This window comes from Amycolatopsis sp. NPDC059021 (assembly GCF_042739895.1).
Classification (GTDB): Bacteria; Actinomycetota; Actinomycetes; order Mycobacteriales; family Pseudonocardiaceae; genus Amycolatopsis.
The window spans coordinates 10150-21782 of the sequence record NZ_JBHYIQ010000102.1 but is presented as its reverse complement, the minus strand read 5'-3'; the positions used below and the strand labels follow the sequence as shown (position 1 = coordinate 21782).

The following is an 11633-nucleotide window of genomic DNA, read 5'->3' as shown; positions in this document are numbered from 1 at the left end:
CCCCGACCCCCCAGCCCCCCGCCCCCGCCCCGCGCCCCCGCCGCGGCCCCCCCCGCCCGCCCCCGCCCCCCCCCCGGGGGCCTGGGGGCACGCCCCCAGAAAACACAACGGACGATCCCCGCCCGCGCTCCCCGCGGGCAGAAATCGCCCAATCGTCCGTGCCCTCGGCAGGATTCGAACCTGCGACACCTGCCTCCGGAGGGCTGGAGTTCAAACAGCACACGAATAGCTCTGAACAGCCAAAACTCTGCCTGTGAGGGGGATGAACAGCCGGGTTTGGCCGCACATTGGCCGCTGACGTCCGGTCTGCTGGCCTACCTGGCGGCGTTCGACGGCCGCTCACCTGCCAGGAACGCCGTGATCTGCTCCGCCGCGACGGAGTAGCACAGGGCGTTCGTGCCCGGCACCGTGCGGGCGGAGTGCGGGCTGATGATGACGCCCGGCACGTTCCAGAGTGGGTGATCCGGCGGCAGTGGTTCGGGGTCGGTCACGTCGAGCGCCGCGCGAAGCCGCTCCTTCCGTAGCTCAGCAACCAGAGCGTTGGTGTCCACGATGGCGCCGCGGCCAGCGTTGACGAGCAGCGCCCCGTCATCCATAGCCGCGAGAAAGTCTGGCCCGACCAAGCCACGCGTCTCGTCGGTGAGTGGCGCGGTGATGACAACCACCTGGTGGCCCCGAATCAACGTGGGTAGGTCCGAAGCGGCGGAGACTCCGTTCCTCGCCTTGCTCGCTACCAGGGTCGATTGTGCGCCGAACGCGTTCAGTAGCCCGGCCACCGCTGTCCCAATAGCGCCAGCACCGACGATTAGCGCACGTTTTCCGGCGAGGGTGTCGGCATGAAACTTGCGGTGCGCCCATGTGTTTTGGTCCTGGTATCGGACCAGCGTTGGCCACTGCCGGAACTGTGCGAGGATTGCCGATAGGACCCATTCTGAAACTGGGCCAGCGTGAGCACCGCGGGCACTCGCGAGCACTACGTGACTGGGAACGTGGCTTGCGTATTCGTCAGTGCCAGCCGAAAGTAGCTGCACCATTTTCAGGTTCGATATTTGACGGACTAGCGGTATGGGGCGATGACTTCCGCGATACGGCGGAAGGAAGATTGCTGCGCTCTGCTGAGTGATACTTAGAGCCGACTGGTTCGGGTCGTAAGTTACGATCGATACGTGATCGAGCTTTCCTAGGATTTCCTGGCCGATCTTGTCGTCGGGCTCATCGCTGACAAGAAGTCTCGCGGTGCTCGTCATTCTTTCGCATCCCCGTTCGATAAGGAAGCAATCAACGCCCGTGCCTGATCTTGCAGCGGCGCGCTAGATGCCGAGTTGTCGATGACCGTGTGGGGAGCCGGTGGTCGCAACTCAAGGTCTATCCCTGCCAAATAGGCGTCCCAATTTGCGAGCTTGCTGGCGTCCCGCGCGGCGCCGCGGTGACGTACGTACGTGTGCATAGTGTCCACATCGCAATACACCCAAACAAAGTGAAGTGTGGCGCCCATGCTGTCGCACGTTGCTTGTGTGCGGTTCACCCATGCAGAATTGGAGAATTCTCGGATGAATGGCGCGGTCACAATTGCACTATTCCCGCATTGAACGTTCTCGGTCATAGCGTTGGTCAGCGCTTCATACTCGCGTGGTCTGACTTTGTTGATGTACACGTCCGACTCTCGGTCGTTGGGGGAGAGGCTTAGCAATTCGAGGGCAGCCTCGACGACGGGTCGTGTCAAGGTGTCCTTGTCGAGCATTGGCCACCCAGTCTCTCGCGCGAGGACGCGGCCTAGCTCCGTTTTGCCGCTCCCGGCGTACCCGCCGATGAGCAGCACTCGCGGAGATGTCGGCTTTGGGTGTGTTGCCGGTGTCACGTGGGGCGCGTGGACTACTCGACCGGCCCGCGGCTTACTCACGACCAGGTTCTCCTTAATCAGGATGTCCATCGCTTCGTTGATCGTGAACGCGCTCACGTTCCACTCGGTTGCAAGCTCGCGCGTTGACGGCAGTGGTTGCCCGTCGCGGAGGCGTCCAGCCTCAATGTCGTTCCTGATGTTGCGGGCAACCTGCTGGTGCAGCGGTTCAGACCGTTGCACTCCAGAGCGCGGCCGGGACATGTGGGCAGCTCCTTAAGGGCGACCGTGCAACCAGCCATCTGACTGGTTGGCAGTGCAGACCATACCAGATGAATGGTCGGGTTTCCGCAGGTCAGAACGCACACCGCTAGGCCATTAGAGTGAAACCAGTTGTTAGGTTAAAAAACCAACTGTTAGGTTCGTGGTGTTCCAAGACACACCCAGCGAAGGGAACACCATGAAGTCCGCACGTATCAGCCGCCGGGAGGCGGGAGCGTCGTTCGAGGGTGACGGCGCTGGTGAGGCCGGGTTTTACCCGGATGGTTTGACGGAGTCGGCGGTGGATGCGCTGATCGCCGACGTTGACCGTGAGCTGACTGAGGCCGGGTTGCTGGCGTCGGTGCGGGTGGAGCGGTCGTTCACCGACCCGCGTCGGGCGCACCGGTCGCGGCGTCGGGTGGGGCGTTCGGTGCTGCGGTCGCTGCCGATCCGGCTGGACGTCACCGCGGCGGCCGAAGGCGAGGCCGCGTGATGACCGGCCCGGAGCACTACAGCGAGGCTGAGGATCACCTGGAGACGGCCGTGGAGGAGGACGGCTCCGAGCAGGCGCGCTACCACCTGGCGGCCGCGCAGGTTCACGCGACGCTCGCGCTGGCCGCGGCTACAGCTTCGGCTGGGCGCATGGGCAACCGGACCTCGACGGCGTGGGACAAGGCCACGGGGGTGCAGCGCTGATGCCCGCCGACAAGTTGTTCGTTCCGGCCGCGTTCGTCGGTCTGCTGGCGGACATGCCCCCCGTATCCGCTCCGGTGCGGGTGCGTGAGGCCTGGCTGGCTAGCACCTGGAATTCGCTCTACCTGGCGGTTTCCTCCAGTCACGGGCTGGAGGCGCTGCGCCTGGCCCACGTCGTCAAGCGCGAGTGGCGCCGCGCCGTCAAGGAGCTGGCAGCTACCCGGGCGGTGGCCGCATGAGCCCGGATGACGTGTTCCGTCCTTCCCCTGAATCCCGTCTTGAGGAGTTTCTGAGCATGAGCACCCCGAACGTTTCGTCGTCGCCCTCGCGGCGCGTCTTCCTGGCGGTGTCCGGCGAGTACGAGGACACGGCGACGCTGGCCGCGTTCGAGTCCGACACCGACGCCCGCGGCTACGTCCGCGACTTCAACAACACCTTCCCCTGGTCGAACGAGGACGCGAAGGCCCGGGTGGAGCCGGTGCCGTTCTACGTGACCGGCAGCGCCCCGGAGCTTCCGTCCACTGAGGACGGCCCTGCCGAGGTCGAGACGCCGTCGGCGATCTCCTACACCGCCGATGTGGTGCTGTTCGCCTTCGAGCGCAGCGTCCCGCATGTGTTGCTGATCCGGCGAGGGTGGGACCCGTTCGCGGGTCGGTGGGCGCTGCCTGGCGGCTATGTCGAGGCCGGAGAGACGGCCGCCGAGGCGGCGAGGCGGGAACTGGCCGAGGAGACCGGGCTGTCCGGTGTCGAACTGACCGCGCTGGGTGTCTACGACGACCCGAACCGCGACCCCCGTGGCCGTGTCGTGTCGGTCGCACACGTCGCGCGGCTTCCGGAGTTGGCGGTCCCGACCGCCGGGGATGACGCCGCCGAGGTGAAGTGGGTTCCGCTGTCCCACTTGCGGCAGTTCCCGGGCGCGCTGGCGTTCGATCACCACCGGATCGTGCTCGACGCCCTCAAACGGCTGGCGCTCGGCCCGCACAGCGCCGAGGTCACCGGGGAGGAGTGCTGACGTGGGCAAGGACGTGATGCACGAGCTGAAGTCGAAGTCCTGGTGGGACGGCAGTGCCGAGATGTGGTGCGGCCTGAAGTTCAAGGCAGGGAAGCACGCGGGCTACATCTTCGCGTCGGTGTCCTGCCCGGCCTGCAAGGCGGCAAAGAAGGCGGGGAAGCGCTGATGTCCCGTGACCTGTTTCTGACCGACCCCGGCCAGTCGCGAAACCGTACGGAGGAAACCCAGATGGCAGACACCACCGCCCCGGCCCGCGAGGCCGTGACTGTGGCCTATGAGCCGCGCGAGTGGAACCGGCTGATCTCCATGTCCCGCGCGAACGTGCTGCGGGAGGTCGCGGACACGCTGACCGACAACGCCGCCATCGTCGCTGTCCTGGTGGCTGCGGTGGCACGTAAGGGCGGTGACGGCTACGCGTTCGCTGTCCGTGCCCAGGTCTACCGCGAGGTCGCGGAGCAGCTGCGGCACGTCGCGTTTGCCGAGCAGGCGCCGTCGCTGGGGCTGTGCCCGGACTGCGGGGAGGCGCTGTGAATCCCCCGGATGTGGCTTTGCTGCCGCAGGTTCACCGGGCGCATGAGCAGGCGCGGGACGAGTTGCGGCGGGCGGATGCGAAGGTCAGCACGCTGCTGACGCTGGTGGGTGCGGCGCTGGCCGGGGTGGTCGCGCTGACCACGCGGCACGTGTCGCCGGTGGCGATGTTCGGGTTGTGGCTGGCGGCGGCGCCGGTGTTCGCGTCGGTGCTGGTGCTGCTGGGCGCGATCCGGCCGCGGTTGTCGCAGTTCCCGCCTGCCGGTTCGTGGCTGGACGCCGCCTACAACGGCCCGGCCGTGCTGCTGGAGGCCACGAGCGTTCCGGTGTCGGCGCAGCTTGCCGAGCACACCGCGGTGATCGGGGAGATCGCGGTGCGCAGGTACCGCCGTGTCTCCGTCGCTGTGCAGCTGCTGGTCGTCGGGTTGTCGGTGCTGGCCGCCGCGCTGGTCCTGGCGGTGCTGACATGACCGCCCCGCACGGCGTCCCCGCCGTATCCGCTGGCACTGACCCCGGCCTGAGCGGCTCGAACCGCCAAGAACGCTCCGCTCAGGCCGGGACTCCCCACCACCACCTCACGCGCGCAGGTAGCGACTCGGGAAGGACTCTCATGGTAGGCACGCAGACTTCCGCTGTCCCGGCGGTCATCTACCCGGCCGGCCCGCCCGTCGACCCGGCGGCGTTCGCGGCGATCACTGACCTGATGCGGCACCGCCCGGCGTCCCACGACCCGGTGAGTGCCCGTGCCCGCTGGCTGTTCGAGCTGGCCGCCGCGTTCGATGCGGCCGGGCTGCCCGGGGAGGCCGCGCCGGTGCGCGAGGCCGGGCTCGCTTTGGTCCGCGACATGGCCGCGTTCGTCGCCGGGGGTGCCCTGTGAGTGCCCCGGCGGGATTCCGCTGCCCGGATGAGCGGTTCGTGACGAACGTGGCCGTGCAGGCGATCCGCTGCCCGGTCGGCGCGGCCGCGGTGGACGCGGGCGAGATCGACGTGACGGTCCTGTACGAGGCGGCCGACCCGTTCGCGGTGACGCTGGTGCTCTGGCTGGACAACGGCATGGGTATCGGGTGGACCTTCGCCCGGGATCTGCTGGCCGACGGGATGAACGGCGCGACCGGGCTTGGGGACGTCGCCATCACCCCGGACCTGCTCGACGACGCGGTGGTGTGGGTGTGCCTGCACGACCCCGAGGGCACCGGGTCGCTTCAGCTCGGGTTCGGCCGCGCTGACCTGGAGTGGTTCCTCGACGGCGCCGACGCGGTCGTCCCGGCGGGTACGGAGTCGGATCACGTCGACTGGGACCGTGCGCTGTGGTCGCTGGCGGGTGGTCGGTGATGGCGCGGAAGTTCCCGTGGGTGCTGGCCGCGGTGGCGTGGTCGGACATGCAGGAGTACACCCGCGGCACGCTGGACGGTGTCACGTTGCTGTCGTGGGGGATCGGTCCCCGGGACAAGCTGGCCACCCGGCGGCAGCTGCGCGCGATGGGTCTGCGTCCGGGCGGGCAGGACCCGGCCGCGGTGCTGTACTTCCGGTGCCGCAAGGCCGGGAAGTTGGTGCACGCCAACCTGTACCTGGTCGAGAAGGCGCTTCCGGTCCGGCCGATGACCCCGGCCCGCGCGACGGCGCTGGACAAGGCCATGGCCGCGCGCCGCACCTGCCGCCAGTGCGGGGAGATCGGGTGGGCGGAGCTGCCGAAGGCGCACCGCACGTGTGAGGCGTGCCTGTACTCCGCCGGGCTCGAACCCGGCAGCTACCTCCACGAGTTCGTGTCCGGCACGCCGGTGGCGGCCCCGCACGAGATCGCCCCGGCCGGCCGGGGCCTGGCACCGGTGGTGCCGATTCGTTCCGCTCGCCGCGCTCGCGGCACCGATCTCCCGAAGGTGGTGGCCTGAATGACCACGCTCTACGTCCTGGGTGGCCTGGCGCTGATCGGCGTGCTGGCTGTGTGGCGGGCCGGACGCAAATCCGCCCGCAAGGGCCTCAAAGGGGTCCGTGAGGTCACCCGGATGACCGCCAACGTGCTCCGGCTGCTGCTGGCCACCAGCGTCATCGCCACCGGTCAGTGGCTGCTGATCCTGAAGGTCGGCAACACCACCGTCACCTGGATCGCGCTCATCGTCCCGGCCCTGCTCGCCGCGGCCACCATCGTGCGGCTGCTGGCCTTCACCGAAATCATCACCACCACCCGAGGGGGCCGCTGATGGACAGCACCAACGATGTCCGGCCACCCGCGAAGGTCGCGTGGGAGCTGTTCGAGAAGGCCGTGGACCGGGCGATGGCCACCGGCTACAGCTACGGGCGCATCGATGCCCGCTGGGAGAAGCGCGGCCCGCTCATCCACACCGACGTTTTCCTCGCCGCCGTCGAGTCCCGCGGGGTCGGCGTGGGCGGGTTCCGGAACCTGTTCGAGCAGCTGGAAACCGAAGCGACCGCCGCGACCGAAGGGGAGGCCGCCTGATGAGCACGGAAACCGTTGCCGCACCGCAGGATGCGCAGCATGTGCCGCTGTCCGAAGCGGACCGTCTCGCGCAGGACGCGGCGTCGGCCGCGCAGGTGCGGGCGCTGGCCAACCACCCGGACGTGATTGCGCTCAAGGTGGAGCGGCTGCGCGGCTGGATCGACCGGATCGTGTGGCTGGCCATCGCACTGGGGTTGGGGTTCACGATGGTCAACGTCCAGACCTTCGCCGCGCACGGGCAGGCTCCGTGGTCGCTGCCGTGGGTGGCGGCGTGGCTGCTGGACCCCATGGTGTCCCTGGTGCTGGTGGCGGTGCTGCTGGCCGAGCAGATCACCTCCCGGTATGAGGTGCCGACGGCGGCGTGGTCGCGGCGGACGAAGTGGTTCGCGTTCGCGGCTACCTACGTGATGAACACCTGGCAGTCCTGGCATGAGCTGTCGGTGTCGGGGATCGTGCTGCACTCGGTTCCGCCGTTGCTGGTGTTCTGCGCGGCGGAGTGTTCACCGGAACTGCGTGGCACGCTCACCGAAGCGGTGTTCGAAGCGGCGTCCCCGGCCCACGCGTCGAGCCTGGCCGTGTCCGCCACGTCCGCCGACCAGCCCGGCGAGCACGCCCCGGCGGATGCAGGGCAGACCGGCGACCCGGCCGCGTCGGCGCCGTCGAGCACCGAACGCCCGGCACCGGCGCCGCGTAAGCGCCCGGCTGGCCGCCGGACCGCGAGCAAGGCACCCGCGAAGCAGGGGCGCAAGCTGCTGGCCGACTACCTGGCCGAGGCCCGCGCGGCGTGGGCGCCGGGGATCGAGATCACCCCGAAGTGGGTGCGGGAGGTCTGCCCGTCACAGCCGTCGCGCGGCACGTCGAAGAACGTCGCCGACGCCCTCGCCGCCGAGATCGCCGCAGCCACCCTGCCCGCCACCACCCCCACCCCTGTCGCGGACCCGGTTCGCGCCGACTCGAAGGAAGCCGCCTGATGAAGATCCGCCTGATGGGGACCCGGACCGAAATCGCCGCCGTCGTGACACGCCTCGCCACGGTGCTCGACGTGCAAGAGGTCAGCGACTTCTACCCGAACCGCGGCGCCTCCGCGCTCGGCCGGGTCTATCTGACCATCGCCACCCCCACCGACCCGACCACCGTCCGCGCCGACGCCGAACGCGCCGACCGCCCCGGGCTGCCCGGCCGGAAGGAGATCCGCTGATGACCCGTCCCGCCGACGACACCCCCGAACCCGTGAACGACCACGACCCCGAAAGGGCCACCTCTGTGAACACCCCCAACCCGGACCCCGCGAACGGGTCCGCGAACACCGGCACCCCCGGCGCCGTGAACGGCGACGGCGAGGCCACCGACGTGGCCTACACCCGCTCCGGGAACGTGGTCCCGATCCGCCCGGACACGGCCGCCACTCCCGGCGAGATCCCCGCGCAGGACCGGCCGGCCGGAACCACCGCGCCCGCACCGGTGGTCGAGGGCGAGATCGTGGAGGACCCGGCCTCGCCGGGAAACCCGCTGATGGTCGACCGCCCGGAGAAGAACAAGCCCTCCTGGTGGGCCACCATGCGCGAGGCCAAGGCACGCGAGGTGATCCCGACGTGGGCGCGCTCGCGCAACGAGCTGCTGTCGAGGGCGAAGTGGCTGGCCGGGTATGCCGGGCACACCTGCGCCTACCACGCGGTGCGCGTCCCGCGGTATGTCGGCGTGCTGATCCTGCGTTCACCGCGCGGCGCGTTCAACATCGCCGTGAACACCCACCGGTGGATGTTCGACACCGAAGGCAAGCCGCTGCGCGTGAACGCCGTCGCGAGCAACAACCCGGACGACTACCTCAAGCTCGCGGCGCTGCGCGCTGAACGGGTCCGCAAGCGTTCCCTGCCGGTGTTCCTGCTGGGGCTGGTGCTGATCGCCGGGCTGTACCTGTTCATCGGCGCGGTCACCGGCTGGGGCTGGTACCTCGCCGCCGGGGCGAGCGCGGCAGCGCTGCTGGGCACCGCCGGGGGCCGGGCGGACAAGCCGCTGATCTCGCAGGCGGTCACGGTCGTCAAGGTGCCCAAGCTGACCTCGGGCATGGTGCTCAACGCGCTCGGGTCGCTGGGGATCGCCAAGATCGACCAGGCCATCGCCGGGAAGGGCGAGAAGATCACGTTCCCGGAGGAGATCCAGCGCGACGGCGAGGGCTACCGGGCGGTGGTCGAACTGCCCTACGGCGTCACCGTCGACATGATCAACGACAAGCGTAAGCAGCTGGCCTCCGGTCTGCGTCGCCCGCTCGGCTGTGTGTGGCCGGAACCGGTGTCGGACGAACACCCCGGCCGGATGGTGCTGTGGGTCGGTGACAGGCCGATGAACAAGCAGAAGCCCACCGCGTGGCCGCTGGCCAAGCGCGGCAAGGTGAACCTGTTCGACCCGATCCCGTTCGGCACCGATCCGCGTGGCCGCAAGGTCACCGTGACGCTGATGTTCGTGGCCATGCTCATCGGTGCGATGCCGCGGATGGGCAAGACGTTCGCGCTGCGTCTGCTGGTGCTGGCCGCCGCGCTGGACCCGATGGCCGAACTGCTGCTGTTCGAGCTGAAAGGCACCGGCGACCTGGCCATGTGCAAGAAGGTCGCGCACCGCTACGCCTCCGGTCCCGGCGACACCGCGACGCTGGATCAGACGATGGAGGGACTGGAGTATGTCCACAAGGAACTGGAGCGCCGCGCCAAGGTGATCTCCCGCATCGTCGACACCGACCCGAAGCTGTGCCCGGAGAACAAGGTCACCCCGGAACTGTCCGCCACGCGCAAACTCGGGTTGCACCCGCTGTTCGTGGTGGTCGACGAGTGCCAGGAACTGTTCGGGCACCCCGACTACCAGGAGAAGGCCAACCGGCTCGCCGAGGCCATCACCAAGCGCGGCCCGGCGATGGGCGTGATCCTGGTGCTGTCCACCCAGCGCCCGGACGCGAGCAGCCTCCCGAAGGGCATCTCCGCCAACGCCGGGCTGCGGTTCTGCCTGCGCGTCATGGCACAGCCGGAAAACGACATGATCCTCGGCACCGGCGCCTACAAACGAGGCATCAACGCCGCGCTGTTTTCCCTGGCAGACAAGGGAATCGGCTACCTCGCCGGGGAAAGCGACGACCCGACCATCACCCGCACCTACCTGGTCGACGGCCCGGCCGCCGACGCCATCGTCGAACGCGCCCGCATCGCCCGGGAAGCCGCGGGCACCATCACCGGCTACGCCGCCGGGGAAGCCCTCGCACCGTCCGAGCAGGACAAGCGCACCGCGCACGTGGTGGTCCTCGACGTCGCCGCGGTGATCGAGGCCCGGGAAAAGAAGGTCTGGTCCGAGACCATCGTGGACCGTCTGGCCGCGCTGCGCCCCGAGGTCTACGGCTCGTGGGCCACCCTCGACGGCCGCACCAAGGCCAACACGCTGGCCAACGCGCTCGCCCCGTTCGGTGTCGAGACCATGCAGGTCTACGGCAAGACCGAGGAAGGCAAGCCCGCCAACCGGCGCGGCGTCGCCCGCGCCGACGTGTTCGCCGCCGTCGACAAGCACAACCAGAAAGTCAACGGAGAGTAACCGGGGTGGGGTGCTAGCGTCCGCCGCTCATCTAGCGTCACACGATGCTAGATCTAGCATCACCGCTAGCACCCCCGCACCCCGGCTGACCAGGACTCTAGCGATCTAGCGCCCACCTGGGAAAACGCCCCGGAAACCCGCGAAAACCGGGACCCGAGACACCCCCGGATTTCTAGGGCTAGGTTCCCCACGCCCAAAAATCGCCACGCACAGTAATCGACGATGGGATACGTCTTGACCACGCACACCACCCTCCGCACCCTCGCCGTCACCGTCCCGCTCGTACTCGCCGCCGCCCTCGCCGCCAGCTGCAAGCCACTCACTACCCCCGCCGCCCCGGCCGCGCCGACCGCCGCCGGGGCGGCGGGCACCGGATCGGGCGGACAGCCCGCCGACGTCGGTGCCGCCCGCCGCGCGCTCGCCGGGCTGCGCGTGGCCCCCGAGGACACCGGCGTCCACTACAACCGTGAGGACTGGCCACATTGGACACCCGTGTCCGGCGAGTGCGACGCCCGCGAACAGACCCTGAAAACCCAGGGCCGCAACGTGACCACCGGCGCGCACTGCCGCGTCACCGGCGGCACCTGGACCAGCCCCTACGACGGCGTCACCGTCACCACCCCCGGCGCGCTCGACATCGACCACATGGTCCCGCTGGCCGAAGCAGCGCGCAGCGGAACGCGCGGATGGTCGCGCGAGCAGCGGCAGCGCTACGCCAACGACACCGCCGTCGTGCTGGTCGCGGTCACCGCGAAGTCCAACCGCGCCAAGGGAGACCAGGACCCCGCGAAGTGGCTGCCCGCCCTCGACCGGTGCGGCTACGTCGCCCGCTGGGTCACGGTCAAGGCCAAATACGCCATGACCCTCGACCAGCGCGAGCACGACGCCATCGCCGGAATCCTCGCCCACTGCTGAGTCCGCCACTTCGCCCCAGTGCTCCCAGCTCATCCGGAGCTGGGTCAAGGAAAGGAAATCCGAATGAACCCGCACGACCAGGACGACGCCGTACCGGCTGGCATCCCCGGCGGCATGGTCATGTCCCCCAACGGATTGGTGCCCGGCTGTCCCAACACTCCGCCCTGCGAGCACGCGCGTACCGCTCACGACGTGGAGGTCGAGAGCGACACGACCCCGATGTGCGCGGTGGCCGGTTGCCGTTGCGGCTGCCGCTGACGCTCACTCGCTGAGCTGACCTGCCGGGCCGGTGACACGCCGCCTGCGTCACCGGCCCGGGGCCCCCCCCCACCGCGAGGTCACCGATGGAAAGTGTGTGTTTT

At 69.1% G+C, this 11633-nt stretch carries 18 protein-coding genes; 16 read left to right on the top strand and 2 right to left on the bottom strand.

Annotated features, from left to right (window positions below; genetic code table 11):
• Positions 1-314: 314 nt before the first annotated feature.
• Both ACFWX1_RS39280 and ACFWX1_RS39275 read right to left on the bottom strand, forming a co-directional pair.
• The gene (locus tag ACFWX1_RS39280; RefSeq protein WP_378394936.1) at positions 315-1247 is read right to left on the bottom strand and encodes an NAD(P)-dependent oxidoreductase; all 933 of its coding nucleotides are present in this window, start codon (positions 1245-1247) and stop codon (positions 315-317) included.
• Positions 1244-2101 carry a GntR family transcriptional regulator gene (locus ACFWX1_RS39275; protein WP_378394934.1) on the bottom strand — a complete coding sequence of 286 codons (858 nt, stop codon included), beginning with the start codon at positions 2099-2101 and terminating at the stop codon, positions 1244-1246. The genes ACFWX1_RS39280 and ACFWX1_RS39275 overlap by 4 nt, the downstream gene beginning before the upstream one ends.
• Before the next feature lie 196 nt (positions 2102-2297).
• On the opposite strand from ACFWX1_RS39275, the gene ACFWX1_RS39270 reads away from it, so the two are divergent.
• The 16 genes from ACFWX1_RS39270 to ACFWX1_RS39195 all read left to right on the top strand — a co-directional run bounded on the left by ACFWX1_RS39270 (position 2298) and on the right by ACFWX1_RS39195 (position 11271).
• Complete coding sequence (locus tag ACFWX1_RS39270; protein ID WP_378394933.1) at positions 2298-2591, top strand: hypothetical protein; 294 nt, start codon at positions 2298-2300, stop codon at positions 2589-2591.
• Positions 2591-2794 carry a hypothetical protein gene (locus tag ACFWX1_RS39265; protein ID WP_378394952.1) on the top strand — a complete coding sequence of 68 codons (204 nt, stop codon included), beginning with the start codon at positions 2591-2593 and terminating at the stop codon, positions 2792-2794. Before ACFWX1_RS39270 ends, ACFWX1_RS39265 begins: the two co-directional genes overlap by 1 nt.
• Entirely contained in the window at positions 2794-3030 is a 237-nt protein-coding gene (locus ACFWX1_RS39260) for a hypothetical protein (RefSeq protein WP_378394932.1), read from the top strand. The genes ACFWX1_RS39265 and ACFWX1_RS39260 overlap by 1 nt, the downstream gene beginning before the upstream one ends.
• A 56-nt stretch (positions 3031-3086) precedes the next feature.
• Positions 3087-3803 carry an NUDIX domain-containing protein gene (locus tag ACFWX1_RS39255; RefSeq protein WP_378394931.1) on the top strand — a complete coding sequence of 239 codons (717 nt, stop codon included), beginning with the start codon at positions 3087-3089 and terminating at the stop codon, positions 3801-3803.
• Position 3804: 1 nt separating this feature from the next.
• A complete protein-coding gene (locus tag ACFWX1_RS39250) occupies positions 3805-3969 on the top strand; it encodes a hypothetical protein (protein WP_378394930.1) in 165 nt (54 codons plus the stop codon).
• 62 nt (positions 3970-4031) lie between these two features.
• Positions 4032-4334 (top strand): hypothetical protein, encoded by a 303-nt coding sequence (locus ACFWX1_RS39245; RefSeq protein WP_378394929.1) that lies wholly within the window; start codon positions 4032-4034, stop codon positions 4332-4334.
• Complete coding sequence (locus ACFWX1_RS39240) at positions 4331-4801, top strand: Pycsar system effector family protein (protein ID WP_378394928.1); 471 nt, start codon at positions 4331-4333, stop codon at positions 4799-4801. The genes ACFWX1_RS39245 and ACFWX1_RS39240 overlap by 4 nt, the downstream gene beginning before the upstream one ends.
• Before the next feature lie 140 nt (positions 4802-4941).
• Complete coding sequence (locus tag ACFWX1_RS39235) at positions 4942-5208, top strand: hypothetical protein (protein WP_378394927.1); 267 nt, start codon at positions 4942-4944, stop codon at positions 5206-5208.
• Between the two features lie 38 nt (positions 5209-5246).
• Positions 5247-5663, top strand: a complete 417-nt coding sequence (locus ACFWX1_RS39230) for an SsgA family sporulation/cell division regulator (RefSeq protein ID WP_378394926.1) — start codon at positions 5247-5249, stop codon at positions 5661-5663.
• Positions 5663-6220, top strand: coding sequence for an RRQRL motif-containing zinc-binding protein (locus ACFWX1_RS39225; RefSeq protein ID WP_378394925.1), 558 nt, complete (start codon positions 5663-5665; stop codon positions 6218-6220). Before ACFWX1_RS39230 ends, ACFWX1_RS39225 begins: the two co-directional genes overlap by 1 nt.
• Positions 6221-6529 carry a hypothetical protein gene (locus ACFWX1_RS39220; RefSeq protein WP_378394924.1) on the top strand — a complete coding sequence of 103 codons (309 nt, stop codon included), beginning with the start codon at positions 6221-6223 and terminating at the stop codon, positions 6527-6529.
• A complete protein-coding gene (locus ACFWX1_RS39215; RefSeq protein WP_378394923.1) occupies positions 6529-6786 on the top strand; it encodes a hypothetical protein in 258 nt (85 codons plus the stop codon). Before ACFWX1_RS39220 ends, ACFWX1_RS39215 begins: the two co-directional genes overlap by 1 nt.
• Entirely contained in the window at positions 6786-7757 is a 972-nt protein-coding gene (locus ACFWX1_RS39210; RefSeq protein ID WP_378394922.1) for a hypothetical protein, read from the top strand. The genes ACFWX1_RS39215 and ACFWX1_RS39210 overlap by 1 nt, the downstream gene beginning before the upstream one ends.
• On the top strand, positions 7757-7984 hold the full coding sequence (locus ACFWX1_RS39205; RefSeq protein ID WP_378394921.1) for a hypothetical protein: 228 nt from the start codon (positions 7757-7759) through the stop codon (positions 7982-7984). The genes ACFWX1_RS39210 and ACFWX1_RS39205 overlap by 1 nt, the downstream gene beginning before the upstream one ends.
• The gene (locus ACFWX1_RS39200; protein WP_378394920.1) at positions 7984-10356 is read left to right on the top strand and encodes a cell division protein FtsK; all 2373 of its coding nucleotides are present in this window, start codon (positions 7984-7986) and stop codon (positions 10354-10356) included. The genes ACFWX1_RS39205 and ACFWX1_RS39200 overlap by 1 nt, the downstream gene beginning before the upstream one ends.
• A 222-nt stretch (positions 10357-10578) precedes the next feature.
• Entirely contained in the window at positions 10579-11271 is a 693-nt protein-coding gene (locus tag ACFWX1_RS39195) for an HNH endonuclease family protein (protein ID WP_378394918.1), read from the top strand.
• The last annotated feature ends 362 nt before the right edge of the window (positions 11272-11633 follow it).